This window comes from Paenibacillus sp. FSL W7-1332 (assembly GCF_037969785.1).
Classification (GTDB): Bacteria; Bacillota; Bacilli; order Paenibacillales; family Paenibacillaceae; genus Paenibacillus_AQ.
This window is the reverse complement of sequence record NZ_CP150209.1, coordinates 2,922,143-2,949,038: the sequence shown is the minus strand read 5'-3', so window position 1 is coordinate 2,949,038 and position 26,896 is coordinate 2,922,143. Positions and strand designations below refer to the sequence as shown.

The 26,896-nt window shown below is 48.5% G+C and carries 25 protein-coding genes; 6 read left to right on the top strand and 19 right to left on the bottom strand.

The features are described from left to right. Window positions 1-6: 6 nt before the first annotated feature. The 6 genes from MKX98_RS13145 to MKX98_RS13120 all read right to left on the bottom strand — a co-directional run bounded on the left by MKX98_RS13145 (window position 7) and on the right by MKX98_RS13120 (window position 5,646). The gene (locus MKX98_RS13145; RefSeq protein ID WP_339223338.1) at window positions 7-1,236 is read right to left on the bottom strand and encodes a glycosyltransferase family 4 protein; all 1,230 of its coding nucleotides are present in this window, start codon (window positions 1,234-1,236) and stop codon (window positions 7-9) included. An 11-nt stretch (window positions 1,237-1,247) separates the two neighbouring features. Then, complete coding sequence (locus MKX98_RS13140) at window positions 1,248-1,961, bottom strand: glycosyltransferase (protein ID WP_194542136.1); 714 nt, start codon at window positions 1,959-1,961, stop codon at window positions 1,248-1,250. A gap of 303 nt (window positions 1,962-2,264) precedes the next feature. After that, window positions 2,265-2,591, bottom strand: coding sequence for an AzlD domain-containing protein (locus MKX98_RS13135; protein ID WP_339223336.1), 327 nt, complete (start codon window positions 2,589-2,591; stop codon window positions 2,265-2,267). Continuing rightward, window positions 2,582-3,316 (bottom strand): AzlC family ABC transporter permease, encoded by a 735-nt coding sequence (locus tag MKX98_RS13130; RefSeq protein ID WP_339223334.1) that lies wholly within the window; start codon window positions 3,314-3,316, stop codon window positions 2,582-2,584. Before MKX98_RS13130 ends, MKX98_RS13135 begins: the two co-directional genes overlap by 10 nt. 162 nt (window positions 3,317-3,478) lie before the next feature. After that, window positions 3,479-4,615 (bottom strand): alcohol dehydrogenase catalytic domain-containing protein, encoded by a 1,137-nt coding sequence (locus MKX98_RS13125; protein ID WP_339223332.1) that lies wholly within the window; start codon window positions 4,613-4,615, stop codon window positions 3,479-3,481. Window positions 4,616-4,728: 113 nt separating this feature from the next. Further along, window positions 4,729-5,646, bottom strand: coding sequence for a DMT family transporter (locus tag MKX98_RS13120; protein ID WP_339223330.1), 918 nt, complete (start codon window positions 5,644-5,646; stop codon window positions 4,729-4,731). A 77-nt stretch (window positions 5,647-5,723) separates the two neighbouring features. Here MKX98_RS13120 and MKX98_RS13115 point away from each other — a divergent pair, with 77 nt between their 5' ends. Next, window positions 5,724-7,076, top strand: a complete 1,353-nt coding sequence (locus tag MKX98_RS13115) for a TrkH family potassium uptake protein (RefSeq protein WP_194542131.1) — start codon at window positions 5,724-5,726, stop codon at window positions 7,074-7,076. 153 nt (window positions 7,077-7,229) lie between these two features. On the opposite strand, the gene MKX98_RS13110 is transcribed toward MKX98_RS13115, so the two are convergent. Beyond that, window positions 7,230-7,505 (bottom strand): hypothetical protein, encoded by a 276-nt coding sequence (locus MKX98_RS13110; RefSeq protein ID WP_071224350.1) that lies wholly within the window; start codon window positions 7,503-7,505, stop codon window positions 7,230-7,232. Window positions 7,506-7,648: 143 nt separating this feature from the next. Between MKX98_RS13110 and MKX98_RS13105 the strand changes: the two genes are divergently transcribed. From MKX98_RS13105 to MKX98_RS13090, 4 genes are all read left to right on the top strand, one after another. Then, the gene (locus MKX98_RS13105) at window positions 7,649-8,881 is read left to right on the top strand and encodes an aminopeptidase (RefSeq protein WP_339223327.1); all 1,233 of its coding nucleotides are present in this window, start codon (window positions 7,649-7,651) and stop codon (window positions 8,879-8,881) included. A gap of 167 nt (window positions 8,882-9,048) precedes the next feature. After that, a complete protein-coding gene (locus tag MKX98_RS13100) occupies window positions 9,049-10,278 on the top strand; it encodes an aminopeptidase (RefSeq protein ID WP_339223326.1) in 1,230 nt (409 codons plus the stop codon). Window positions 10,279-10,671: 393 nt separating this feature from the next. Continuing rightward, window positions 10,672-11,262, top strand: a complete 591-nt coding sequence (locus MKX98_RS13095) for a sigma-70 family RNA polymerase sigma factor (RefSeq protein ID WP_194542128.1) — start codon at window positions 10,672-10,674, stop codon at window positions 11,260-11,262. Continuing rightward, window positions 11,240-12,052 carry a DUF4367 domain-containing protein gene (locus tag MKX98_RS13090; protein ID WP_194542127.1) on the top strand — a complete coding sequence of 271 codons (813 nt, stop codon included), beginning with the start codon at window positions 11,240-11,242 and terminating at the stop codon, window positions 12,050-12,052. Before MKX98_RS13095 ends, MKX98_RS13090 begins: the two co-directional genes overlap by 23 nt. Window positions 12,053-12,286: 234 nt before the next feature. On the opposite strand, the gene MKX98_RS13085 is transcribed toward MKX98_RS13090, so the two are convergent. The 5 genes from MKX98_RS13085 to MKX98_RS13065 form a co-directional block, all read right to left on the bottom strand. Beyond that, the gene (locus tag MKX98_RS13085; RefSeq protein ID WP_339223324.1) at window positions 12,287-12,787 is read right to left on the bottom strand and encodes a hypothetical protein; all 501 of its coding nucleotides are present in this window, start codon (window positions 12,785-12,787) and stop codon (window positions 12,287-12,289) included. 159 nt (window positions 12,788-12,946) lie between these two features. Then, the gene (locus MKX98_RS13080) at window positions 12,947-14,266 is read right to left on the bottom strand and encodes a hemolysin family protein (protein ID WP_339223323.1); all 1,320 of its coding nucleotides are present in this window, start codon (window positions 14,264-14,266) and stop codon (window positions 12,947-12,949) included. Between the two features lie 441 nt (window positions 14,267-14,707). Beyond that, the gene (gene gerQ, locus MKX98_RS13075) at window positions 14,708-15,139 is read right to left on the bottom strand and encodes a spore coat protein GerQ (protein WP_071224357.1); all 432 of its coding nucleotides are present in this window, start codon (window positions 15,137-15,139) and stop codon (window positions 14,708-14,710) included. Window positions 15,140-15,194: 55 nt separating this feature from the next. Then, on the bottom strand, window positions 15,195-15,617 hold the full coding sequence (locus tag MKX98_RS13070; protein ID WP_194542125.1) for a cell wall hydrolase: 423 nt from the start codon (window positions 15,615-15,617) through the stop codon (window positions 15,195-15,197). Window positions 15,618-15,750: 133 nt separating this feature from the next. Next, window positions 15,751-18,438, bottom strand: a complete 2,688-nt coding sequence (locus MKX98_RS13065; protein ID WP_339223321.1) for a glycoside hydrolase family 78 protein — start codon at window positions 18,436-18,438, stop codon at window positions 15,751-15,753. A gap of 196 nt (window positions 18,439-18,634) precedes the next feature. Here MKX98_RS13065 and MKX98_RS13060 point away from each other — a divergent pair, with 196 nt between their 5' ends. Then, window positions 18,635-19,510 (top strand): AraC family transcriptional regulator, encoded by an 876-nt coding sequence (locus tag MKX98_RS13060; protein WP_339223319.1) that lies wholly within the window; start codon window positions 18,635-18,637, stop codon window positions 19,508-19,510. 91 nt (window positions 19,511-19,601) lie between these two features. On the opposite strand, the gene MKX98_RS13055 is transcribed toward MKX98_RS13060, so the two are convergent. The 7 genes from MKX98_RS13055 to MKX98_RS13025 form a co-directional block, all read right to left on the bottom strand. Then, window positions 19,602-21,125 carry an MFS transporter gene (locus MKX98_RS13055; protein WP_339223317.1) on the bottom strand — a complete coding sequence of 508 codons (1,524 nt, stop codon included), beginning with the start codon at window positions 21,123-21,125 and terminating at the stop codon, window positions 19,602-19,604. 24 nt (window positions 21,126-21,149) lie between these two features. Beyond that, complete coding sequence (locus tag MKX98_RS13050; RefSeq protein ID WP_339223315.1) at window positions 21,150-21,968, bottom strand: NAD(P)H-binding protein; 819 nt, start codon at window positions 21,966-21,968, stop codon at window positions 21,150-21,152. A 163-nt stretch (window positions 21,969-22,131) separates the two neighbouring features. Continuing rightward, a complete protein-coding gene (locus MKX98_RS13045) occupies window positions 22,132-22,773 on the bottom strand; it encodes a response regulator transcription factor (protein WP_071224363.1) in 642 nt (213 codons plus the stop codon). 4 nt (window positions 22,774-22,777) lie between these two features. Then, the gene (locus MKX98_RS13040; protein ID WP_194542122.1) at window positions 22,778-24,469 is read right to left on the bottom strand and encodes a GAF domain-containing sensor histidine kinase; all 1,692 of its coding nucleotides are present in this window, start codon (window positions 24,467-24,469) and stop codon (window positions 22,778-22,780) included. A 65-nt stretch (window positions 24,470-24,534) separates the two neighbouring features. After that, a complete protein-coding gene (locus MKX98_RS13035; protein WP_339223313.1) occupies window positions 24,535-24,966 on the bottom strand; it encodes a GNAT family N-acetyltransferase in 432 nt (143 codons plus the stop codon). 145 nt (window positions 24,967-25,111) lie between these two features. Further along, a complete protein-coding gene (locus tag MKX98_RS13030) occupies window positions 25,112-26,200 on the bottom strand; it encodes a CopD family protein (protein ID WP_339223311.1) in 1,089 nt (362 codons plus the stop codon). Beyond that, window positions 26,201-26,836 (bottom strand): copper resistance protein CopC, encoded by a 636-nt coding sequence (locus tag MKX98_RS13025; RefSeq protein WP_339223309.1) that lies wholly within the window; start codon window positions 26,834-26,836, stop codon window positions 26,201-26,203. Window positions 26,837-26,896 lie beyond the last annotated feature (60 nt).

Sequence of the window (26,896 nt, the reverse complement as noted above, 5' to 3'; positions counted from 1 at the left end):
TCCTTTTTACTGGGATGATTTCTGAGCGATGGCGCCGTAGTATATGTTCAGCATACGTTCGATCATAAGATCCATGGACCAATGCTTATAGGCGAATGTCTTGGCGTTATTACCCAGAAATTTTCGATAATCCTCATCTCGGAGCAGCAAATTGAGGTGCTGGGCCGTGCTTCCCGGATCTCCTACAGGGGCTAACAATCCCGTGAAACCGTGAGTTACCATTTCGGGCAACCCCCCTGCGGTCGATACGACGCTCGGGAGTCCTGCCATTTGGGCTTCCATAACCGAGTACGGCTGGTTATCTTGAATGCAAGTATGGACAAAGATATCCGATTGGCTGAGCAGCCCCGGAACGTTGTCATGCTGTCCAAGGAATAACACCTCATGCTGCAGCCCCGTCCTTATGGCCTGCTCTTCCAGTTGCCCTCGCATGGCGCCATCCCCTACAATCCAGCACACCCAGTCGTTTCGCATCCGCTTGAGAATAGCAAGGGATTCAAGCAGTACATGAATCCCCTTCACGAACACCAATCTGGCCGGACAGATAATGACCTTTTTCCCAGGTGGTCGCCGATGTGACGATCCCGCTCTATATTTTGCCTGAAACGCTTCAGCGTCCAGACCATATTGAAACACCGTAATCCGATAATCAGGTACCCCGCAATCGCTCATAAGAACATTCTTGGACCATTGATTAGCCGTAATCGTTAAATCAGAGGACAAGGCCGCATGATACTCAATTGCTGGAAAATAACGCCAAGCGGGACTTCCTTCATTGACGCCTTGTGCAGGATTATTTCGAAATATGTCCTTCATCTCACGTGCGACAGAGCCGTGGATATGCGATACGAGTGGCGTACGCTTGGGCTTTACCCTGCTTAAAGAGCGTGTCGAAAAACTATCCTGTGTATGAATGATATCGTATTGCTCCAGCCCGAAATAGGCTGCCGCCAATTCCATGCAGTAACGCTCTAGCTCATAAAAGCGTATCGCACTATGCTGATTCAAACCAGGAGCCGTCTGCGGATCAAGCTTTGCCTCCAGCATGGGCAGCAAAACTTCTTTGGCTAGTTCCTTCCCTTGGTTGACAATATGGATTTTCCTGTAATCCGGACTGTTTCCGAGCAGATCAACTTCATGACCCAGCTGTTCAAGACGTTTCTTAAGCTCCTGCATGAAGTTATATACTCCGCCAACATGAGGGAGTAGCCAATGGGTTGCCAGTAGTATTTTCATGGTATCCCCCATTATCGGCCAAGCTGAGCCAAATGCTCAAGTACATGGCGGTAATTGTTTTTCACCATCTCATATTCTGGAAGAATTCTCGCTTGATGACGGACCGTACCCATCTGGGAATGTACCCGATACATCGTAAGCATATCCGGTATGAATCCAAAAGAAGCTCCGCTCATTAACAGCCGGATCCAAAGATCGAAATCATGAGTGTAGGGAAGCTGTGGATTAAATAGACCTACCCGGTGAAGCCAGTCTTTCTTCATAATGACCGTGCAGCCGTTAATCGGATTGGAATACGTGAGCTGCCGGGCCAAATCTGCATGAGATGCCATGGGAATCCCTTCGTACGGCGTTGTCACCCGGTTGTGCTCATCAATGACGCAAAAACCGGTATACGTGACATCGAGTCCGCTGCTCAGCATATACGACATCTGCCGCTCAATCTTTTGGGGGACATAACGATCATCCGAACTGAGCCAGGCAATATAATCACCGGAAGCATGCAAAATGCCATGATTCAAGGCGCTGGCCGTTCCGCCGTTACTCTTGCCCATATAGTAGACTCTGTTCATGTAGGGTGCGATCAGATGTGAATATTGAGTTGACCCATCATCTACGACAATGATTTCTACGGCAGGGTACGTTTGTTGTACCGCACTTTCCAATGCTTGCTGTATATACTGGCAGTTATAGAAAGGTATGACTATCGTAACCGTCGGCATCATCCCCTGTCTCCTCCTTCTGCCTAACTTGATATATGATCTCAATACATATCATGGGTTAGTACACCATATGCAGTGCACTCGCATTCCGAAAGGGACCCCTGTCCCCTGACATTTGACCAAATAACAGGCAGACGGCTTATATAGGATGAACGATGGGAACAGCTTCTTGTACATCGTGCGCCCCCCCTCACTGCACACACAGTGCATGGTCCTGCATGCTGGGAGGGCGGTCGACCAAATAAAAAGAGCTGTCCTCCCGCTTGTCAGCTGGGAGAACAGCTTCTGAAACTATGCGATATTTAATTAGAAGAACAAGCGGAGCCCCACCAAAGTCAAGATCCCGACAATGACGGTGGCAAACAGGCTTTTTGTGAGAAAAGCGGTTAGGAAAGCGGGCACGGCTGCAATCAATTCTAGGGAATGCCCCCCTGGGTCTATACGTCTATCCGATAACAGCAGCTCCTGAGCTAGCAGTGCTCCCATGACGGCAATCGGGACATGATCTAACCACCGGATCATCGTCTCGGGAATGCGGAGCTTGCTCAGAATCATAAGCGGCAGAACCCTTGGAATAAGGGTTACGACAGCACAACCGATAATCAATATAGCGATAGGCCATCTTATTTCCATCGTTCGATCACCATCCCTGCAGTAGCCGCAACCACAATCGCGACTATGACCGCCGCGCTTCCCGGCATAATTGTACTGACAGCTACCACTGAAACGGCGGCAGTCATAACCACCATGAGATCAAGTTTATACTTCTTCCGGCTGATCCATTGCAGAGCAAGCAATCCGATAAACATCCCCGGCAATGCAAAATCAAGGCCAAACTTCTCCGGCTCGGGAATCCACTCCCCGACTAAACCGCCTGCTACATTGGCTGCGCACCAGAACAGATACGCCGTAATATTCAGGCCGACCATCCATTTATAGCCGAGTTTTTTTTGCTCGGTGGCCTTGGCTGCCGCTACACCAAACGTCTCGTCGGTTAACAGGGAACCGATGAAGAAGCTTTTTCCCGAAGAAAGACCTTTGAAGTAAGGGGCAAGCGCCGCGCTTAACAGCAGATGCCTCGCATTCACGAAAAATATCGTAACTATGATCGATAGGATCGGGCTAGCGGCCGATATCATCCCTGCCGCAATAAATTGCCCGGAGCCCGCATAGAGCAGCAGCGAAATGAGCGCGATTTCAAGCAGGGTGAAACCTGCGGTGCGCTCGACAACACCTGCCGCAAAACCGATGCTTAGGTAGCCCAGGAGGGTTGGAATACAATCTTTGAAGCCTTGAAGATAGGTGTTTCCCTGGTTCCCCTCCATACTAGCGGGGAGCCCTTCTGACTTGATGCTCATCTGTGTTCGATTCCTCTCTCACTCTACAATTCTATTTTTAATAACTATGAATTCTTCCTGCTCCCTTGTCAACGCTGCTACACCATTTTCCCATCAAAAAAAGCGCCCCAGGGATGCTGCTCATTCGCCAGGAACGCTTTTTCATTCGGTTTATTCAGCTGCTTAAGGCTTTAAGATGACTTTGATACAGCCATCCTTCCGCTCATTGAAGATATCGTAGCCATAGGCAGCCTTCTCCATCGGAAGCCGGTGTGAGATGATATCCGAAGGGTCCACAGTCCCTTCTTTCAACATTTGATAAAGGCGCGGCATGTAATGAATGACCGGTGCCAGCCCCATTTTTAACGTTATGTTGCGTTCGAACAGTTCTCCAAGCGGAAAGGCACTATAAACAAGCCCGTATACGCCGGTTAGCTGGACGGTCCCGTATTTGCGAACCATAGACACAGCCATGCGGAAAGCACCCAAGGAGCCTCCCTGCAGCTTCAGCATGCTGCCCAGCATTTCAGCAGGGGTCCGTTTGGCATCCAGACCAACACAATCAATGACAACATCTGCGCCGCCTTTGGTGATCTCTCGGATATAACTCTCCACTTCGGGGATCTTCTCAAAATTGTAGGTTTCCACGTGATTGGTCCGTTTCGCATGCGCGAGCCTGTAATCCACATGATCGATCGCAATCACCCGCTTCGCGCCTTTTAGCCAGGCAAACTTTTGCGTTAGCAGTCCAATGGGACCGCAGCCCAGAACAACCACGACATCGCCTGGTTTAACCCCTCCGTTCTCCACGCTCCAGATGGCTGTGGGCAGCGCATCGGAAAGCATGAGCAGCTTCTCATCTTCCATCTCGGCGTCCTCAGGTATAACAAAGGGCATGGAATTCCCGTAAGGAACCCGCAAAAGCTCTGCTTGCGCACCTTGAAAACCGCCGTACGCGTCACTATATCCAAAAAAACCGCCGGTATTCTTGCCCTCATTCGCATAATCGCATTGGCTCTCCATGTGATTCTGACAAAACAGGCATTTTCCGCAAGATACAATAAAAGGAATGATCACACGGTCTCCCACTTTGACCCTGCTTACTTCAGGACCTGCGTCCACCACGATTCCCATCGGCTCATGGCCGATAATGTAATCATCGTTCAGCTGTTTTAATCCACCGTTGTATAAATGCAAATCCGATCCGCAGATGGCCGTGGTGGTGACTCGGATCAGGACATCGTCGCTGTGCCGAAGAACGGCGTCCTTCATATCCTTTACTTGGATCCGATGTCTGCCTTGATAAGTGACTGCTTTCACGCTCGAAACCCCTTCTCGAGTCGATATCCATTTTTGTAAGGATTTGACTTTTTAGGTTCAGTGTGCGCCATTTCATTCAGAACTACTCCGGCAGAGCAAAAATAAAGCGAAGTTCACCCCAGCACTTCGGGTTGAAGGTCTACAGGCTGCTTTTTCGATTTCCCGACTTTCAAGAATAATACCAGCCCTAACAGCACGAGCGCCCCCCCTGCCGCCTGCAGGGAGTTCATCGACTCATTCAGCAGGAGAAAAGCCAGTAAACTCGCTCCAACCGGCTCTCCAAGAACGCTCATCGATACGGTGGAGGCTGTGGCATACTTCATCAGCCAATTGAACAGCAGATGGCCGAATACCGTTGGCACGACAGCCAATAAAGCAAAAATCCCCCACTCTCGTCCGGAATACCCCGTCATCGGAATGTTCATTCCCACGTTATACACCGCCAATACGGAGGCTGCTACTGCAAAGACAAGCCAGCTGTATAAGAATGAAGGCAGACGCCGCAGCAGCAATTGACCCAGCAGCATATGCACGGCGACCGCAGCCGTCCCCAGCAGCGACATGATATCACCAGTCAAATGCCCCTTGCTCCCACTGAGCCCGCTGCTCCCAATGAGAAGGAATACGCCGAGGAAAGCGATCGCCATGCCGCCGATTGCCGCCAGCGATGTTTTCTCCTTAAACCAGAAGTAAGCACCTATCATCACAAACACCGGCTGAAGGGCAAGGATAATTGTGGAGCTGGCTACACTCGTCCACTTCAAGGAGCCCATCCATAACAAAAAGTGCAGGGCCAGCATCGAACCGGATAGAAGAAGCAGCAGCAGTTCAGAACGCTTCAACGATTTGATAGCCGGCGCATATTTGCCCGCGAAGGGCAGCATGATCAGGAATGTAATCACCAGTCTGTACATCGCTTGAATGGATACGGGACTGGTGGACCATTTTACGAATATGGAGGAAAAAGAAATAGCGATGATGCCGATAAACAGTGGGATAAATACAGGGATCGGTGCTCGGTTCGAATTCATGATGGTTAAATGATTCACCTTTCGTGTTATATTAGAGAATGATTTCAAATTTAAACTTTCGGAAAAGGATAATTGGCATGAAAAAGAAAGACCTTCGCAACCAAATGACCCCTCCCAAATTTCTGGCAATCGGCTTTGCTTCGATTACACTGATTGGGACGTTCCTGCTGAAACTTCCCATTGCTACGGCGGACGGAACTTCTACCCCAATCGTAGATGCTCTCTTCACAGCAGTTTCCGCTATCAGTGTAACGGGTTTAACCGTTGTGGATACAGGGACCCATTGGTCCATATTTGGACAAATTGTCATGCTCATGCTCGTTCAGCTTGGCGGATTGGGCTTTATGACCTCAGCCACCTGGATTGCATTGATGTTCAACCGCAGAATCTCGCTTCGGGAGCGCATGATCCTTCAGGAAGCAATGGGACAATACCAAATTCAAGGGATTGTCGACCTTATCCGAAGAGTGCTCGTCTATACGCTGATCATAGAAGGGGCAGGCGCATTACTGCTTACGCTCAGGTTCTCTGCCATCATGCCGCTTTCCGATGCGGCTTACTTCGGCATATTCCAGAGTATTTCCATATTCAACAATGCAGGCTTTGACCTCTTTGGCCAAATTCACGGACCCTTCTCAGGATTTGCAACCTATGTAGCGGATCCTTTTGTCAATATTATTCTCATGCTTTTGATCTTCCTTGGAGGAGTCGGCTTTATCGTCATTTTTGATCTTATTGAATATCCGAAATGCAAGAAACTGTCTCTTCATTCCAAGGTTGTATTAACCGTAACGTCACTATTAATTGTAATTGGGGCTGTCATGATCTTTATTCTGGAGCATGGCAATCCCAAAACATTAGGGCCGCTTTCGTATCCGGTAAAAATCATGGCTTCCCTATTCCAATCGATCACTCCCCGTTCCGGTGGCGTCAGCACCTTGGATATCGCGAGTCTGGAGCAATCCTCCCAGTTCTTCATGATTATCCTGATGTTCATCGGGGCAGCTCCCGGATCAACGGGAGGCGGAATTAAAGTGACTACTTTTGCCGTACTTATCGGTGCCGTCGTTACGATGATCCAGGGAAAACGGGACGTTGTTCTCTATCGCAATCGAATCTCCCAAGCCCTGGTTTACCGTTCCATTACACTAACGATTCTATCGTTGCTGCTATTGGTGGGAGCTTCCATGTTTCTGTCCATTACGGAATCTGGCGAATTCTTAAGAATTCTGTTTGAAGCCGTATCCGCGTTCGGTACTGCCGGGCTATCCATGGGACTTACAACCGAGCTGTCCGGGGTTGGTAAGGTGACCATTTCCCTGCTCATGTTCCTTGGCCGGTTAGGACCGCTAACCCTTGCTTATGCGCTGAGTCGCAAGAATAATAAAGAACTGTACCGCCATCCGGAAGGCCGGATTACGATTGGTTAAGTTATACGTCTCCCATGTCGGAACATTTCTTGCGATTATCGAATGTGTTCAGCTTACCTGAAAGCTTATACAATCTTAAACAAACCGTACACTTCCCCCTTCCATGGGAGGCGTACGGTTTGTTTCATTGGAATACATTTCTAAAATCGTCTCTTATTCGCCGAACTCGCTAGCATCGATGGCAGCATCCAGCAAGTCATCAAACAATTCGTTATCGGCTTCAATCCGCTCGTCAATCTGAAGAAACTGCTCCTCGATTCCTGGCTCGCCAGCGAAGTTCAAGCTGTAGTCCCAGTCCCGGCCATTCTTGCTCAGGAAAGTAATCTCGTAGGCTGATGCATGTCCATCTATAGAAAATACGGTATATCCTACGAACTGATCGCTGTCATCCCGCTTCATATCCGCACGCTCGATTCGGACTTCTGACACGTTTTCACGCTCCTTCATTACGTTGTAAAGCACTCACAAAACTCAGTATATCACTTTTCCTGGCAGCTGATTATTGTTTTTATTATACGCCTTGATCTAGTATAATATGGGTTGGTAAATTAAATTGCATTGGAGGGTACCAAATGTCCGATTTCAATACATACTTGGACAAATATGCCGAGTTGGCTGTAAAGGTTGGAGTTAACATACAAGAAGGACAAACCTTAGTGGTTCATGCTCCTGTTGATTCCGCCGAATTCGCTCGCTTGATTGCCAAAAAGGCATATGAAGCGGGTGCCCGCCTGGTTAAGATCCTGTGGAACGACGAAACAATAACACGACTTCAATTCGAAAAGGCTGCGGATGACGTGTTTACCGAAGCGCCAAAATGGTATGCCGGCGAAATGACGGAATTGGTGGAGAACGGCGCAGCCATTCTGCACGTGCTTGCCGAAAATCCCGATCTGCTCAGCGGCATTGATTCCGAGCGTATCGGAAACTTCTACAAAGCGCGCGGAGAAGCATTGAAGACCTATCGCGCTTATCAGCAGTCCGACAAGTTTAGCTGGTGTCTGATCGCGGTGCCTTCAGCAGCTTGGGCAGCCAAGGTGTTCCCGGATGTGCCGGAATCCGAACAAGTCGGCAAATTGTGGGATGCCATCTTCCACACCGTGCGTGTGGATCAGGATAACCCGGTTGAAGCCTGGAACAAGCACCTCGAAGTGCTTGAAGCGAAATCCACCGTGTTGAACGCTAAGAAATACAAGAAACTCCACTATATCGCACCGGGAACCGATCTTACCATTGAGCTGCCGGAAGGGCATATTTGGGCGCAAGGCGACAGCATCAACGAACGCGGACATTCCTTTGTGGCTAACATGCCAACAGAAGAGGTTTTTACCGCTCCGCTCAAAACAGGCGTCAACGGAACCGTACACAGCACGAAGCCTTTGAGTTATGCCGGAAACATCGTGAACAATTTCTCCCTTACTTTTGAAGAAGGTAAAGTAGTCAGCTTCACGGCAGAGCAAGGTTATGAAACCCTTGAGCGTCTCCTGAACATGGATGAGGGTGCCCGTTATCTTGGAGAAGTGGCGCTGGTGCCGCATCAATCCCCGATCTCGGAGTCCAACATCCTGTATTACAATACGTTGTTTGATGAGAATGCCTCCAACCACCTTGCACTCGGCAGCGCTTATGCTTTCTGCTTGGAAGGCGGAAAAGATATGAATCAGGAGCAATTGATTCAAAGCGGTCTCAATACGAGTGTAACCCATGTTGATTTCATGATCGGCTCCGGCGACATGGATATTTACGGAGTGACGGCGGACGGCAAGGAAGAACCGGTATTCCTGAAAGGAAACTGGGCATTTTAAGAAACGGGACAGCATAAAGCAGCTATTTCATATGAAGTAGCTGCTTTCTTGAACTTTTCCGGCTTTTAATTGACCTGAGGTTGATTTACAAACGGAAAAATTGTGTCATAATCAAGAAAGCGCATCAAATTACTTATTGATAGCATAAAGGAAATGGAGGGGCTGTCATGTCCAACTTTGAACAAAAAATGGAACGCTACGCGGAGCTTGCAGTCAAGGTGGGTGCTAATGTGCAGCCGGGACAAACGCTGGTCGTTAACGCCATGATCGATGCTGCACCGTTGGTACGTCTTATCGTGAAGAAAGCTTATGAAACGGGTGCCAAGCAAGTAAAGGTGAACTATAGTGATGAGGTTGTGAACCGGATACGGTACGATCTGGCACCAGACGAAGCTTTTCTGGAGCCGCCGACATATTATGCGGAGGAAGTAACCGAGCTTGCCGAGCAAGGGGCTGCTTTCTTGACCATTCTCTCCTCGAACCCTGACCTGCTTAAAGGCGTTGATCCGGAGCGTATTTCCAATTACCAGCGTACATATGGCGCCGCTATGGCGAAATACCGGCAATATCAGCAAGCCGATAAAATGAGCTGGACCGGCATTGCCTATGCTTCCCCTGATTGGGCTGCCAAGGTGTTCCCTGACGTTCCGGCCGAGCAGCAGGTGGATAAAATGTGGGATGCGATATTCCACGCGGTCCGCGCGGATCTCGAAGATCCCATTGGTGCATGGGAAGATCATATCACGACCCTCCAGCACAAATCGGATGAACTCAATGCCAAGAAGTATCATAAGCTTCGCTTCACTTCACCAGGGACGGATCTTACGATCGAGCTTCCGGAGGGACATATCTGGGCCCAAGCGGGCAGTCACAACGAGAAAGGCGAGCGTTTCGTTGCCAACATTCCGACGGAGGAAGTGTTCACCGCTCCGCTCAAAACCGGCGTGAACGGCACCGTACGCAGCACGAAGCCTTTGAGCTACGGCGGCAACATCATTGACAATTTCTCGATCACGTTCGAGAATGGCCGCATCGTCGATTTTTCCGCGGAACAAGGCGAAGATACCTTAACCCGCCTGATCTCCATGGATGAAGGCTCACATTATCTTGGCGAGGTTGCCCTTGTGCCTTATCGCTCCCCGATCTCGGAAAGCGGTATTTTGTATTACAACACACTGTTTGACGAAAATGCTTCCTGTCACCTGGCCATCGGCAGCGCGTATGCCTTTAACCTTGAGGGCGGCAAGACCATGACGTCCGAACAGCTTCAAGCAAGCGGTCTGAACACCAGCATTACCCACGTTGACTTCATGATGGGCTCCAAAGAGCTTCATATTACCGGAATCACTCATGATGGCAAAGAGGAGCCTGTATTCATCGACGGCAATTGGGCTTAAACCGCTACATTTTCGTTATGTGCATGACACAATGAGATCGGAAATCTGCAACAGAGCAGTCTTTTAATTAGAGGCTGCTCTGTTTTTTTCATAATGGACCTTCTAGCCCTTTCCTTTCCCTTCCCTTCCCGATTCCCGATGCAACTTCAACCCTATTTTGATTAATACCGATAGATTGCCGAGCATATGATGAAGAGATGGACGCATATCTAAGATTGCCATATTATTTCATAAGCTAATGCGCTTCAACCACATGACTTCATAAGGATTAACCCGTTTCCCGGAAACAGTCTTCAGAGTCGGCTGTTATTAGAATTAATAGGGCTTTTTTACCCGATATGTTGTAAAATGATGAGAGAAATAGGATGGTTACACCAGAGAGGGGATTATCGCGTGTCCAACCGATTACAGCTCCTCCTTGCAGCAGATTTCGCTGATCTGAGCGAACCTATTCAGGAAGAAGTCTATTATGAATTTTATGACCTCGTTTATGGACAGATACTGTATGTCGTACGGGATCATGCTGCTGTTGAGGATATCATTCAGGAGTCCTTTATAAAAGTGATTACAAGTAAGCCGAATTTTGAAACCGAAAGCAAGATGCGGGGATGGCTCCGTGTCGTCGCCAAAAACTCAACCATGAATTATTTAAGAAAAAATAAAAAATACCGTAACCAAGTGGATGTCGAGAGTGTTTTTATTAATGAAGAGGACGTGGTAGTTTCTTCCACGAACGTCGAACATCAGGTGGAGTCGAATATGCTGGAGGAATCCATCGAGCATTATCTCGACCAATTGAAGCCTGAATACAAGCTATTGATTGAGTATCGGTGGAAGCATAGTCTGACGTACAGAGAAATCGCGGAGCTGCTGAATACTCGCGAAGAGATCGTGAAGCAGCGCTTGTTCCGCGCCAGAGAATCCGTAAAGAAAATGCTGTATAGAGAGTGGGGTGAATTGGATGAGCAACGAAAAATACGATGATTGGTTTGATGAGGCGTTTGACGAAGCCTTTGATCGTGCAGCTTCACGTTCCTCACTCCCTACTGACATTGAATCTAAACGACAATCCTGGCAGCAGGTTCAACAGCAAATCAAACAGGTACACAAAAAGAAACAGCGTCGACGCACTTTTCAGTTAGCCGGAGTCATCGCAGCATCGATGGCCTTTGGTGCATTGATATTCTCTCCATCCTCTGTAACTCAAGCGGTAACACCGGTTTATCAGGAGATCAAGGATTGGGGAAATGGTGTGGTGACCCAAATTTTCGGTATGCGAGAGCCTGTTGATAAGAGCAAGGCATTAACGGCTCCCCCACCGGAGCAGGGAATAGAACCCGAAGGGTATGTGCCGCCAGCTCAATTAGTGGAAACCGAATATATTACTTTCACAGATACGGATGAATCTCTGACAGAATCGCAAAAACGCGCACCTTTTAAAATACCAAAAATCAATTATCTTCCGGAAGATTACAAATTCTATGAGGCTACAGCATTAATAACAGATGAAAATCCGGTTTTTGAAGAGCTTCATCTTCATTATAAAAATTCGGAAGAAAAGTTTTTCCATATAGATCTTATCGGGATGACACTTGGTAAAATGATCAATCTCAATGGGGATATTAAGAAGACGATTATTCTTGAATCCGGAGCAAAAGCCTATTTAACCGAGACTAACCTTCGCTTCTTATACGATAATGATCAAGTGATTGTATCCATTAGCGGCTTCTTCACAGAAGATGAATTCATAAAAATTGCAAACAGCATACAATGATTTTTTAGAGAATCTAAAAAAAGAACAGGTTGTTCCCAATAAAATGGTTGAAGACAGGCTTAAGGGCTGGTCTTCGACCTTTTTGTTCCATGGCTGCCCACACAGATCAGCAGATGATGGGCCAGCGAAGGGTGAAACGATTCCTGTACGGAGCGTCTTTCGATGCAAAAAAAGAGGGTGCCCTGCAAGATCTAGGATCTTGCGAGGCACTCCCTTCATAAATCCATATTCGGATTATTGTGCTACCAATATCGAGCTCGTGTGATAAGTTCCTTCTTCATATGTACCGCTCTCTTTGACCCAGTGAATCGTCTTGGCCCGGTAATAATAACCCGCCTGCACACTAAAAGTTTTGCTTCCGCTCAGAGAGGCTCTACTCGTTCCGTTATCGTATGAAGCTCCCGAATCGACCCAAGCGGAGCCCGTCCAGCGTTGAAGAACATAATTGATACCCAGAGAATCTACAGCTTGAGAAGCACTGGTAGTGGCGCTAATCCCTACTTGAGTACTGCTTACTTTCCCTATCGAAGAAAAATAATCCATCAAATATTTATTGGCTAACGTGTTGAGAGAAGAATTTAGGTTCATTTCCACAGGAGGCGGAGTCGTTAAGGCACCGGGTGCAATGTCTGTAGCCGAATCCGCGTAAGCCCCTCCTGCCAGAGATAAACTTAATAGAACACTGACTGCAACCGCTGAAGCTATACGTTTAGGACTGCGTGCTTTTGACATCATATCACCTTTCTTTCAATATAATAGGTACATCCATATTTTAACACGCAGTGACAGAACAAAAGTTTCTAATTCTTCATGGATTGATATATTTTTTGAAACTTTTCTGCAAATAAAAAGAAGCCTCGACATATTTTGTCGAGGCTTCTTCTAATATCCAGTTCACGCACCTGCTTCTTCCTGAATCAGCTGCTGCTGCTGCCTGATCAGACGAATCCGCGAAATCCGTTTATTCTCGGTCTCCTCAATCACAAAGCGATAATCCTCATACATGACAGATTGACCTTTGTGTGGGAGCAGCACCTCAAGACGCGAGGACAGCCATCCACCGATAGTATCATAGTCTTCTGTATCCACGTTCAGACCAAATTGGTCATTAATTTCATCGATCAGCATCAATCCATCAATGGAGTATTCATCCTCCCCCACCTTTTCAATGCCCGGACGCTCTTCGTCAAACTCATCTTGAATTTCACCGACGATTTCTTCCATGATGTCCTCCAGGGTTACGAGTCCTGAAGTCCCGCCGTATTCATCAATTAGAATGGCAATTTGCGTCTTGCTCCGCTGCATTCTTCGCAGCAGATCGCTGATCTTGATCGACTCAGGAACAGCAATGATCGGGCGAATCAAGGAAAGCTGGTCACGAACGAATCCGCGCATCAGATCTTTAATGTGAATAAAGCCAATGATATGATCCTTGTCTTCGTCACAAATCGGATAACGGGTTCGCATCCCCTCGCTTGCGATCTTCAGATTTTCTTCCAATGAAAGATTGTTGTATAAGCAGATCATTTCTGTTCTGGGGATCATGATCTCCCTTGCTGTCGTGTCGGCAAATTCAAAAATGTTGTCTACCAACACCATATCCGTGCTATCCATCAGGCCGCTCTCACTGCTCTCTTTCATCATATCCCGCAGTTCTTCCTCGGTATGAACATTCCGTTCAACCACCGGTTGCATCCGGAATAAACGGAGAACATTATTGGAGAGCCCATTGGCAAACCAGATAAACGGGAACATCATCGTGTAAAACACCCGCAGTGGGCCTGCAGATAGCAGCGCAATTTGTTCCGCCTTACGTACAGCCACTGTCTTGGGCGCCAATGCACCAAATACAATGTGCATGAGTGCAATCAGGATGAAGGCAATTACCAAGGACACGGCATGAACGGCTGTATTGCTCCAGCCTATGCCATGAAACCAAGGCGTAATCATGGCGGATATCGTTCTTTCGCCAACCCATCCGAGTCCAATGGACACGATGGTAATACCAAACTGGCATGCGGATATATATCCGTCCAGGTTCTTCAATATGTTCTGCGCAAATTTTGCACGTCTATGTCCTTCTTCGGCCAGAGCGTCAATACGGCTGCTTTTCACTTTAACGAAAGCTAATTCAGCCGATACAAAAAATCCATTTAACAGGACGAGAATCAATACCAAGGTTAAACTTATCAAACTCGGTAAGGGGTCACTCAATCGATCTCCTACCCGCCATACAGCATGCTATGACGAATAGGAACACCTCCTTCGGTTATTAAAAATGTGTGGTGCCATCAAGCATAACAGCGTGTTCGGACTACGCATCAACTTCCCAATGGTCTCATCTCCTTGTCTTATTCCGACTTAATCAAGCTATATAAGTAATTATATAGTACTACGATACACAGTCAAACGTTGTCTTATGACATTAATCAACGTTGTTATCAGCTTTAATTTGATTCTCAGCCGTTAGCACTCGTTTTTCGATGAATTGATATATTCTATGAATAAACATTCAAAATGTTAATAGAATACGATGAATCCGCACGCGTTGGATAGAAAAAATCGCATGAACATTGAATATGTCCAAGTATAACATAAAGAAAAAACCCTCGTTTACGCCTGAGTAAACGAAGGTTCTTTATGCAATCGGATCGATTATCTAGCCGTTGGAGGCGGATTGCCGATAACACCCGGATATTGATAATGAAGCGGCTCGTCGAACACGACATAATCCAGGTTTACCATCAGCAGGATGATACGGCGGCCTGTCGACCGTTCGCTGATAATGATATGATCGCGTCCAGCAGCTTCGACCACACCTGTGAACACCTTGGCATTCCATTGCGAATTGTTTTCATACGTCATATAGAAGGTTCCCTGTTTGCCCAGATTCAGTCGTAGAATATTCTCTACGTAGGATTGTTCGAATTGCGGGGCGGGAACAACGGTGCCTCCTGGAGTCATTGGGCTTCCGCTAGGCACCTGCGGTGGAACGTTCGCCGTATAACCAGCCGTCCCGCGGTTCGGCACTCCCGGATAACGGACTCCATTCATGAAGTTCACAGGTGGCACACCTTGATTGTACATAAGTAATTTCCTCCTTTAATTTATAACTCCCGCCTAAGCGGTTGTATAACATGAATCAAAAAACGGACGGGCAATCGGCATATGTCGGGGTGAAGAAACAGTGTGCTTTGAATCGGCCTGTGTTCTGCTGATTGTACCAGGTTGCCGGGCAATCTCCTGCCGGCCGGAAAAACCACAGCGCGTTGCTAGCCGGCCATATGCGTTCCCCATTAATGACCCTTTGGGCTAGCCGACGATCCCGATCCCTAGCTCGTTGATAAAAATAGCCTTTCTGTGTTGCTTCAAAACCACCCGGGCTCTGAAAAACCATATCGTTCATGCTGCGGATGTTTCGAAAATCCAGGCAGTTGCCCAATATCCGGTTCACTCCGACATTCCCGACCATGAGCATGCCTTGCTCGCCTTCGCCTTCTGCCTCTGCGCGGATCAATCTTGCCAGAAGATCCACATCATTCGAATTCGCTTTGATGACTGCCACAGAGTTCCCCTCGCTTCCTTAAGATCACTTTGTATTTGTATGTGCATTCGCCCATAAATGTGACTATGTGAAGAGAAAAAAAGTTCCTTACCGCAATTCACCACGGTAAGGAACTTATGCTTCCTGTTTCTATTCATGACTGCACAGCATGATCGGAATAAACATATCTGAATGTATACGCTCCTGAGCCCGCTTGAATCACAACACCCGCTTCACCATCACGTGCAGATTGAATCCCTCTCGCTTCGTCTAGAGGTATCGCCTCTCCTTCTGTAACGCTTGATGCATTAAAAACACCTGGCAGTCGGATCTCCGCTGTTGTATTAGGCGGGATGGTTACCTCTATTTGAAACTCTCCACCACTTTCCAATCTCCAACTTGACCGGACGGATCCGTACAGCGTATCGATCACGCCTTCAGCCCATGTCAATCCTTCGCCCGGCACGGGTGCAATCACGGTATGCTTATAACCCGGCGCTTCCTCCACAGTTTGTATGCCGGCAACCGTACGATACAGCCACTCGCCAATGGCTCCATATGCATAATGATTAAATGAATTCATATCCCGGCTCCAGAAGCTGCCATCTTCCTTAATACCGTCCCAGTGCTCCCATATCGTGGTTGCGCCTTTCGTAACCGGGTACAACCATGAAGGATAGTCCCTCTGCAGCAACAGCTTATAGGCCGCGTCATGCATGCCATGCTGACTTAATGCATGGTTAATATAGGGTGTTCCCACAAAGCCTGTCGTTAGATGAAATCTACTCTCCTCCAGCAGCGAATAAAGACGTTTCGCTGCTCGTTTTTCCGCATCTTCATCCAGCAGCCCAAACATGAGCGCAAGCACATGCGCGGTCTGAGTCGAAGCCGCTAGCCTTCCTGACGGGGTCACGAATTCGTTGCGAAATGCAGCGACCACCTTATCTTTAAGCTCCGTATACAGGGCAGCATCTTTTTCTTGACCCAATACGATCGCTGTTTTCCTAAGCAGTTCTACCGAATAACAGTAAAATGCCGACGCTATCATATCCCGCTCTGTAGCCCCCACATAGTCGCCGGATTTCGCATCAAGTCCCAGCCAGTCACCAAAATGAAAGCCGGTATTCCACAAATACTCATTCTCCCCCTGAGCCTGAATGTAGGAGACCCAGCTCTTCATGCTCTCATACTGACGTTCCAATATCCGTCGGTCGCCATAACTGACATATACCGTCCACGGACATATGACCGCTGCATCTCCCCATGCGGCCGAAGCGTAGGCCTCATCGCCAAGCACATGGGGGACAACGAAAGGCACTGCCCCATCGCCACGCTGGTCTGCAGCCAGATCAGATAACCACTTGGTGAAGAAAGGAGCCACGTTCGCTAGATAGGCCGCCGTCCCAATAAACATCTGTGCATCTCCCGTCCAGCCAAGCCGCTCGTCACGCTGGGGACAATCCGTGGGCACATCCAGGAAATTCCCCTTGAGCCCCCATCGAATATTGCTCTGCAATTGATTAACCATGGGATCTGAGCACTGAAACGTTCCGATTTCTTCAAAGTCCGAATGGAGCACAACTGCTTCAAAAACCCCACGGCTCAACTGCTCCTCCGTGAAACCGTCTAAGCGGACATACCGGAAGCCTTGGAACGTAAACCGTGGCTCATAGGTTTCTTGTCCTCCACCTTTTAACGTATACTGAATGGTTTGTTTAGCGGTTCGGAGGTTCTCCGTATACAAGTTCCCCTCGGAATCCAGTATCTCCGCATGCTGCAGCGTCACGATAGCGCCTTCCGCGCCGGACACGCTAAACCGGACCCAGCCCACCAGGTTCTGTCCGAAATCGATGACGGTTTCACCTTTGGGTGTAATCAGACATTCAACGGGCTGCACCTTTTGGATGGCTCTTACCGGCTCGTTAATTTGAGGCTTCAGCATGTCAAACCCGTGATCGATCGTTTCGATACCCTGCCAATCATTTGAGTTAAAATCTCCTGAGCTGAAGCCTTCCAGCTCCAACCGGGCATCGTAGGTTTCACCATGATAGAGTTCTGACATCGTGATCGGGCCTTTGGCCGACTGCCAGCTTGAATCGGTTGCAATTACTTCTTCGCTCCCGTCTGCATACGTAATATGCAGCTCCAGCAAAAGGGCTAATCGATTCCCATAGATTGCGCTCCGTTCCTCCCATCCCAATTGCCCCCTGTACCATCCATTTCCGAGCCAAGCGCCGATGCCATTTAGGCCAGCATTCAGCATATCCGTCACGTCATAACTTTGCGTCTGTATTGCATGTTCATAACTCGTCCATCCGGGTGTGAAATAACAATCTCCCACCCGCTGCCCGTTCAGTTCCAGTTCATAAAGGCCTAAGGCCGAGGCATATATTCTCGCCTTCGCAATGGGCGACTTCAAGCTGAAGCTCTTGCGAAGGAGCGGTAGATGAGGAGACTCGGCCGGCAGCAAAGAACTAGGTGCCGTTATCCATTCCCCTATCCATTTCTCTCCCTGCAGTTTACCCGTCTCCCAATAGGCTGCATCCGACCATTCCGATACCTCCCCGGCTTGATTCCAGACGCGGACTCGATAAATATAGCGCTTACAAGACGATACGCTCCATTCGCTTAATTCCACATGAACCGATTGCGAAGAAGCTACTTTCCCTGAAGTCCAAAAGGGCACAGCAAAACGATCATCATTCGAAACTTCAATCTCATAGGCCGTTTGCCTGAATGCCCTTTCGTCCGAGACCAGCTTCCAACTTAAACGCGGATGCTTCTCGCCGATTCCAATCGGATTATGCTGATACTCACATCGTAAATCCGTAACGCTGAACATAGGCTATCCCTCCGTTCACCTTCATTAAAGGTTATTGCCACAATCAAGTTTTATAGGCCGCAACTCGGGATGTGCGCTTCCCTAACCGTGCCTGTTTCAACTATTATTATAAGTGAACCTGAACGTGGAATTATGGGGATATCGGACAACAATATGAGGCATAACGGACATTCTTTCCCTATTAACGACAAGGAGAATGATGATGAAGCGACCCATGGAAACCTATTATGGAGATACCTTTTTCCAGGATGACACCTTGATGTATGTGAATCGAAACGCGGAGAATTTTACAGGCTCATACCATAACCATGATTTTCTGGAGATTGCTTATATTGCGGAGGGTGAAGGTTTTCATCACCTGGAGAACTCGGTACAGCGCGTACGCAAAGGTCAAATGTTCTATATCCCACTCGGAATATCTCATGTATTCCGGCCCACTTCTGCAAACGGGAAGCCGCTCATCGTGAATAATTGCATTTTCTCTGTACAGCTGCTGCCCAAACTGATTGCTTTTACAACAGGTTCGGATACGGCTGCCTTTTTGAAAGGCATGGAAGATGGCTCCCTAGGGTACCATGCGATTATGGACCGACATGATCGCTTCGAGAGGCTCTTTAGCTCCCTCTATGAACAAAATGCCATGCCCGGCAGCGGTTCTGCCGTTTATCTGCACACGCTGCTGCTGCAGCTGATCATTGAATTCAGCCGTGTCATTGAACATCCACATACGATGCCTTCGGTGCCGCAGCACCATTCCTTTCAGGATGTCCTTCAATACGTGGAAGTGCAGTACATGCATGACCTCACTTTGACGCAGCTTGCACATATCAGCGGATTCAGCGAGCGCCACTTGCAGCGGCTGTTCCGCCGATATACAGGCCAGAGCTGGCATCATTATTTGCAAACCGTACGGATTCGAATGAGCCGCGAGCTGCTGCGCACCACCTCGGACAAAATCAGTACGATTGCCGAGAAGGTCGGTTATAAGGACATGCATTCTTTTCACTCCGTGTTTAAACGAAATACAGGACTCACACCTGGTCAATACCGGAGCGATGTTCAGCATTCATAAACGATGGGACTCTCCGGCAAATAATGAAAGCATGATGATCCTGAATACTCGATCATCATGCTTTTTGAATATACTTTGATGATTTTGAACGTTATTCATTTCCCTTGATAGGGCTTTTATCACGGAGGGAAGCCATTGAAATTACTGCGATTCCTATCAATAGAACGGAGCTCAGAATACCAACGACTTGAAATCCGGACGCAAATGCCGCTTGAGCTAACATTTGGATCTCATCGGCAAGCGCTGCAGGTAGCTGTTCCGCTGCATTCATAGCAGCAGCCAATGTATCACTGGCCGATTCTGCCGCTTCATTCGGAATACCGTCAGGAACATTCATCCGATTGCGATAAATGACTGTACCTATACTCCCCATCACAGCGATACCAAGTGCCATCCCAAGCTCGCCGCTTGTTTCCGACAAGGAAGATGCTGCTCCTGCTTTCTCTGGCGGTGCTGATCCGATAATAAGGTCCATGCTTAAGACTTGAAGAGGACCCACTCCCATCAGCAGAAGAACGCTGCCGAGGATGGGGATTAACATTCCCCATGACGTATCCGTCCATATGACCATGAGATAACCGACTGATGAGATCAATAAACCAGAGGCGATGAGATGTGATGAGGGAAACCTTCGTGCTAACATCGGCGCTGCCAATATACCAATAATGCTGCCGGCGGCATAAGGCATCATCCACAGACCTGCTTCCACCGGAGAAAGTCCTTCCACCATCTGCAAATACTGAGTAAACAGAAAGACAAATCCCCCAACGATCAACGAACCCATCAGCATCATGATTAGCGACCAGCTAAACCCACGGTATGCGAACAATCCCAAGTCGAGCAGCGGATCTTTCAGCCTTTTTTGCCGTCTAACAAACCAATAGCCGATACTGAGACCAATGATCGATAATAGCGCTGCTAGGAAACTGATGCCTTCCTTAGCCATGTCCTTAAGACCGTAAATCAAGGGGAGAAGCGAGCCAAACGACAATATAACGCTAATGGGGTCCAGCTTCTTGGATTCAGAATTGCAGTATTCAGGCAGGAGCCACGGCCCCGTCACAAGCAGGAGAAGCATGACGGGAACGCCAAGGAGAAATACTGAGCCCCACCAAAAATATTCAAGCAGTATTCCTCCTACGGCCGGGCCGATCACAGCCCCGCTTGAGAAGCAAACCATCCACACGCTAATAGCTGTCGCCCTTTGCTTTGAATCCTTAAACATATTACTGATCAGTGCAAGCGTAGATGGCATCAAGGTAGCGCCGGATATACCGAGCAGTGCACGGGTGACAATCAGCATGCCAGCACTGGTGGAGAACGCAGCTACGATTGAGGCAACGCCAAATGCAAAGGCGCCAATTAGAAGTAGTTTTCTCCTTCCGATCCGATCACCGAGCGTCCCCATTGTAATCAGAAACCCGGCAATCATGAAGCCGTATATGTCAAGAATCCACAGCTGCTGCACACTGCTCGGCTTAAGATCCGCAGCCAAATGCGGAAGAGCCAAATGCAGCATTGTGAAATCAAGGGCTAATAGCAATGTGGGCAAACTGAGCACCATCAGTCCGATCCACTCCCGCGGTCCCGCACGTGAAGCCCGTTCGTCATTCATGATCATTCCTCCTTCATTCATTTCTTACCATTTGAAGTAACTTGCGTGCTCTTCCGCCCACTCGGCAAACGTTCTTGCAGGACGTCCTGTGATTTGTTCAACCGTTTGATTGACGGTATATGCTTCGATCGGTGGATTCTTGTACCAGTTGATGACGTAATCGATGACACCCTCATCGACTCCAAGTTCGGCCATTCGTTTACGCTCCTGCTCTTCGGTTAACTGAATAAACTTTACAGCTTTACCGATATAGTGACTAAGAATCTGCACCTTGTCAGGAACCGTTAGCGCCTCGGGACCGGTTAGGGGATAAATCTTGCCCACATGAACGTCCTCCGACAGGACCGCTGCAGCCACCCGTCCGATATCCTGCTCATGAATCGAAGCATTTAACGAATCACCAAACATATCGCGTACTACACCCTCTGTTCGTATCGATTCTCTCCAGTTCATAACATTGGACATGTAATCGACCGGCTGCAGCTGTGTCCATTCCAGATTACTCGATTCTAGTGCTTCCTCCACCGTCCCTTTCTTTCCGTCCCACAATACGCTGACGCGCTTTACTCCGGCAGCCTCCGCGATTCGAATAATCTCCTCCCCTGTCGTAAGCGGGACGTAGCCTGCTCCTGTCGTGATTAAATGGAGGCCGGTCACACCCCGTAACGCTGGAATCAGCGAGTCGGGCTTACTCAGATCACCGGCAACCACTTCTACGCCAGCAGGTAATTTGGCTGATGCCGGATAGCGGCTGAGCGCTTTGACGCGATGTCCAGTCTTAAGCAGCTCATTTACCACCTGTCGACCAACTTTTCCTGTCGCACCTGTAACTAATATGGTCATTGTTTATTCCTCCTTTTTAGCCATTGACGGTGTACTTCTGTTTCCCTATAGTTCCATTTAAACGCAATTCCAGACCGGTTACGTCCAGCCCTGGTCTAAATCAGCCATACAAAAAAGGCCTTACCCGAAGATAAGACCTGACACTACGACCATAGTCTGAGGGTTATGTGTCGAACCAATGGTTCCTTATCGCGTACAAGGCCGCCTGGGTGCGATCCTGCACCTCCATTTTTCCCAGAATATGCGTGATATGCGTCTTTACCGTTTTCTCGGTAATATGTAGTTCTGCAGCGATTTCTTTGTTACTCCTGCCGAGCGTAATCTGTTCAAGTACATGCTGCTCACGAATAGTCAGAATGTCGATGCCTTTAACAGGCTCGGTATCTGTCGCCACATGGGCAATTAATTGATTCGTTACCTGAGGATGAAGCATGCGATTTCCGTTTACGGCAGCGATGATGGTTTCGACCAGCACTTTAGGCTCGATATCCTTCAGTTGATATCCAATAGCTCCCGCTTTAATCGCCGGCAAAACCGAATCCCGATCGGCAAAACTGGTAAGGATGATAACTTTCGTATGTGGAAACTTGTTTGTGATTCGCTTCGTGGCTTCGACTCCGTCCATCTCCGGCATCTTCAGATCCATCAGGACCACATCAGGCTGCAGCTTCTCTACCTTATCCAGAGCCTCTAGCCCGTTAAGAGCTTGATCTACGATTTCGATCATGGGCTGTGTCTGCAGAAAATAACGCAACCCCCTTAATACAACGAGATGATCATCAACAATTAGCACTTTAATCTTCATAAGTTCAAACCTCTTTCTTGGATAAAAACGGAACCATTACGGTCACCATCGTCCCTGTGCCTTCCTCGCTGCTTATACTTAAGGTTCCTTGTATTTCTGAAGCCCTCTCCCTCATGCTGGTAAGCCCAAGCGAATGCGGACAGAGTTCGGGCGATCCCGGATTGAATCCTCGGCCTTGATCCGATATTTTCATATATAGACTGGAGCCGTCCTGTTCCATTCGGATCCAGGCTCGATTCGTACCCGCGTGTTTGCTGATATTGTTCAATGCCTCCTGCCCAATTCGATACAAGGACTCTTCCACCCGGTTCGTCAAAACAGGAATTTCCTTCATGATAAACGTCAGCTGTATGCCAAGTTTCTCAGCATAGTCCTTCAGTGAAGCCAATATCCCTTTGGCCTCTCCGGAAGGTCGCAGCTGCCAAATTAACGAGCGCATTTCAGTGAGCGTTTCCTGGGCAAGCTGTCCAATATCGTGTATTGCCTCCGCCGTATGCGGATTCTCATGTAAGGTCGTCTCACGCACGCCTTGGGCAAGCAGTGAAAGAGAGAACAGCTTTTGATTGACGGAATCATGTAGGTCCCGTGCCAAACGGTTCCTCTCTTCAACCAACAATAAATCCTGCCACTCGTAATATAAACATATCTTTTCAATGGCCAATGATATATGCTCCGCCAGCACCTCTAAGATTTCAACCTCCAGCTCAGAGAAGGGCCCACTCTCACGGCCAATAAAGAGCACCCCCATCGTCTCATAGGTCTGAAAAATACGCTCAAGATGCTTTAATGGTATCGCCGCCGTATACGTATGGGGCTGAACGCCGGGAAGCACCCGGACCAGGCCTTCTTGCACCACTACGTTTTGTTCCTCATATGCCCGTTGTACGATTCCTGACTTTCGTGCGGTCTTATGGGCAGCCTTTCGTACCAACTCCTTGCAGCTATGCGTCACTTCATTCTGACGGACCGCACGAAGATACAAGTTGTCATCGTCAGACGTAATCATAGCAACAGTCGGCCAGCCAAATGCATGAGCAAGCTCCTCCACAATCGCCACATGCATTCTCTTCATATCGTTAATTTTCCATAGATATCTGGTTACTTTGCTTGCCTTGGCATAATAATCGACGATGAAACGGGCTATGCTGTCCACCGCCTGTTTCTCCCTTTGCTCCGACAGTTTTGTCCGCTCGACCGCCGTTCCAATCTGATAGGCAACGGATTGCAACAACGCAAGTTCTCCCTCGCTAAAATGCTCTTTGCCTGGCGAACCCACATTCAGCAGCCCCAGCCGTTTACCTTGAACCGTGAGGGGAATCGTAGCATGATGGGTCAGATTGTGAGTTTCTCCCCAGCACTCCTTTTTGGCATTATGCAGTCGTTCACATTCAATAATCGTAACCGGTTCATTTAAATTTCCTGCCCAATACAAGCGCAGGCATAGGCAGTCTCCGCATCGCATCGGTTTTTTGTTATCCCGTGATAAAGCAGGCGGAAGGTTGACATCGGCTATTTGATCATAATGTGGTTGATCCCCGATCAGAAAAAGCCATCCTGTCTCAAGCTGGGTTAAATCCAGCAATTTTTCGAGTGTCGTTTGCAGCATTTGCTTCATATCGTTGCTCTGGTTCAAATTTTCCGCTATTGTCTTCAGAATGAGCAATTCTTCAACGTATTGGTCTTTATCACATAACATCAGGCTCACTCCCCTATCGATAAGTGAAATATCCATTGGTTAGCAGGTTACACACATTCAGCATATTACCCAAGCTCTTTCTCCAGAAGCAATTCATCTTCCCGCTTATAACCTGATTTCTCATAAACTCCGATGGCTTGGTGGTTATCATGACCCGTAAGCACCTTAACGGCCTTCACCCCACGCGCAATCAATTGATCCTCCAGAAAAACGAGCAGCATTCCTGCCAGCCCCTGCCTTCTTGCCCGCTCCTGAATGTACATTTCCGTTATCTCGCCAACAAGCTCCCGGTAACAGAAGGATTGGAAGGACTGAGCACAGGCAAATCCAACAGGGTCATCACCTAAATAGGCTATGGCCACAATTTCACCCGATTGTTTTAAGTGATATTCAGCTTCCTCCAGCGGCATTAACACTTCATTAAACTCCCAGTTTAACCGGACCAGGATGGATGCGTCCGAATGAGAGGCCAAGCGGATATGTCTCTCTTTTTTCATAAAACTTCCTCCATTCGCAGAGTAGGTGCAGGTGGTCCTTTTACTCGCCAGTATACCATCTTTATCCAGCCTGAGCTTCCTCATCCTATCATAAAAAAAAGATCCTGCCGCGTAAACAGCAAGGATCTTGTCAACTCAAACGATATTAAACTGTAGTAACCGAGAACATCAGGCCGCAATAAATGAACACAACGGCGCCTAGCCCGCATAACAACGCGCCTGCCGCGGCCCGGTTTTTGCGGAATACGTTCACGACGTTCCACAGAAGCGCTAGCCCGAGACAGAGGCTAAGGATTCCTATCCAACTCCACGTGAAAGCCAGCTCACCGATGGTAAACCCGGGATGGAACCAAACAAAAGTTGCAGCAGGGCCGTACAAGGCCAATGTATCAATGACCTCATGCGGAGCAGGCTGCTGGTTCATGTATCCGGTGACGATATAAATCAACCAGATCAGAACTCCCTCACTTCGTGCCCATGCCATCGGATGATAACCGGAATCCCGGCGCAGCTTGCGCTTGACGAGATGACCGTTTACAAACGCGAATACCAACAGCGGCAGAATGAGAATATGCTTAACCAGCAGAGCCTGACCATAAGACAACGTCCAGCTGTTTATCGGCTCCGGCGTCACGGCCGTCATCAAGAATAATCCCGATCCGATAACAATGATGACACAGACGATCGCAGTTGGATGGAACCATCTAAGAAACGCACTCCAGCGGCTCTGATCCGTACTGAACCATCCTGTTATCAGCAACGTTCCCGTCCATATCGCCATCGCTGTAAAATGGCCGAAGAATGCAAGCTGTCCTGCACTTTCGAACAAGGATGCAGCGTGGTTAAACGAGGACATGGCCACCGCAATGCCCAGCAAGGCAACGGGCATAAGCCAGCGTAATACGGAACCCGGCTTCCGGCGGACGATCATGGTCAGAATTGCCAACAGGATCGCTAGAACCAGAATCCAGGCGTAACGCTCACCCTCGCTGAACTTGAACATGATGCTGTTAAAAGACTTCCAGAACCCGATATCATCCTTGAAGAACATCATGATCTGCAGCAGCGGCACAAATCCAAATACGATGATGGCCGCTGACGCCACCGGGCCAAGCCAGGCCGGAACCGAAATGTCCGGCTTATATGCTTTCGGTACGAGGGACAGTACCGTGATGCCTGCCAGAATGGCGTAGGCTAAATATAGTAGCGGCTCACTTAACCAATAATAAGACATTTATTTTTTCTTCCGTGAGGCTCGTATTCCAAAATATCCTGCGACAAATGCTACAATCACGATGACGACGATCCACACGGTTGAACCGCTGCCTGCCGATTGTTCGGGAGCCGAAGTGTTGTCTGCCTGATGATCCTGGCCAGCCGTTTGATCCGTGTTGTCCGCAGCGGTATCCTGCGCAGGCGTTGTTTCATCCTGCGTGTTTCCTGTATCCGCAGGCGTTTCTTCGGTATCTGCCGGTGTCTCCGGAGCGGCTTCCGCTTCCGGGGCATCTACTTCGAAAGCGTATGTCCCGTCCACGGGATGTCCATCGCCCCCCACGATTTTCCACTCCACCGTGTAGGAGCCGGATGGAAGCGGTGCAGACAGCGTCCCCAGCATGGTGTTCTGACTGATCTTGACCTCTGCTACTTCAACCGATTCGCCTTGCGCATTCTTTATCTTGAGCGTGCTCAAGTTTTCATCGATATTTTCATTAAATGACAGGCTTACTTCCTGCACGCTTTCCGTCAGCTTGGCATCCGCCGCGGGCGTACTGGTTTCCAGCTTGGAATGGGCCCACGTTGCAGTCGGGAATACCAGTATTAGCAGCAGACCCAGGGTCAGCAAGACTGAAGTTTTCACATGTTTCAACACGCATATCTCCTCCAAACCATTTATCTCAAATTTGAATCTTCCTCATCATAACAAAGACAT

Bases quoted from the DNA above. Each gene is read 5' to 3' on its own strand.
- MKX98_RS13105 (WP_339223327.1), top strand. From the start codon at position 7,649: ATGTCCGATTTCAATACATACTTGGACAAATATGCCGAGTTGGCTGTA.
- MKX98_RS13035 (WP_339223313.1), bottom strand. From the start codon at position 24,966: ATGAAAAAAGAGAGACATATCCGCTTGGCCTCTCATTCGGACGCATCC.
- MKX98_RS13040 (WP_194542122.1), bottom strand. From the start codon at position 24,469: ATGTTATGTGATAAAGACCAATACGTTGAAGAATTGCTCATTCTGAAG.
- MKX98_RS13135 (WP_339223336.1), bottom strand. From the start codon at position 2,591: ATGGAAATAAGATGGCCTATCGCTATATTGATTATCGGTTGTGCTGTC.
- MKX98_RS13140 (WP_194542136.1), bottom strand. From the start codon at position 1,961: ATGATGCCGACGGTTACGATAGTCATACCTTTCTATAACTGCCAGTAT.
- MKX98_RS13100 (WP_339223326.1), top strand. From the start codon at position 9,049: ATGTCCAACTTTGAACAAAAAATGGAACGCTACGCGGAGCTTGCAGTC.
- MKX98_RS13145 (WP_339223338.1), bottom strand. From the start codon at position 1,236: ATGAAAATACTACTGGCAACCCATTGGCTACTCCCTCATGTTGGCGGA.
- MKX98_RS13130 (WP_339223334.1), bottom strand. From the start codon at position 3,316: ATGAGCATCAAGTCAGAAGGGCTCCCCGCTAGTATGGAGGGGAACCAG.
- MKX98_RS13115 (WP_194542131.1), top strand. From the start codon at position 5,724: ATGAAAAAGAAAGACCTTCGCAACCAAATGACCCCTCCCAAATTTCTG.
- MKX98_RS13065 (WP_339223321.1), bottom strand. From the start codon at position 18,438: ATGTTCAGCGTTACGGATTTACGATGTGAGTATCAGCATAATCCGATT.
- MKX98_RS13120 (WP_339223330.1), bottom strand. From the start codon at position 5,646: ATGAATTCGAACCGAGCACCGATCCCTGTATTTATCCCACTGTTTATC.
- MKX98_RS13030 (WP_339223311.1), bottom strand. From the start codon at position 26,200: ATGTCTTATTATTGGTTAAGTGAGCCGCTACTATATTTAGCCTACGCC.
- MKX98_RS13055 (WP_339223317.1), bottom strand. From the start codon at position 21,125: ATGAATGACGAACGGGCTTCACGTGCGGGACCGCGGGAGTGGATCGGA.
- MKX98_RS13045 (WP_071224363.1), bottom strand. From the start codon at position 22,773: ATGAAGATTAAAGTGCTAATTGTTGATGATCATCTCGTTGTATTAAGG.
- MKX98_RS13085 (WP_339223324.1), bottom strand. From the start codon at position 12,787: ATGATGTCAAAAGCACGCAGTCCTAAACGTATAGCTTCAGCGGTTGCA.
- MKX98_RS13060 (WP_339223319.1), top strand. From the start codon at position 18,635: ATGATGATGAAGCGACCCATGGAAACCTATTATGGAGATACCTTTTTC.
- MKX98_RS13090 (WP_194542127.1), top strand. From the start codon at position 11,240: ATGAGCAACGAAAAATACGATGATTGGTTTGATGAGGCGTTTGACGAA.
- MKX98_RS13050 (WP_339223315.1), bottom strand. From the start codon at position 21,968: ATGACCATATTAGTTACAGGTGCGACAGGAAAAGTTGGTCGACAGGTG.
- gerQ (WP_071224357.1), bottom strand. From the start codon at position 15,139: ATGTACAATCAAGGTGTGCCACCTGTGAACTTCATGAATGGAGTCCGT.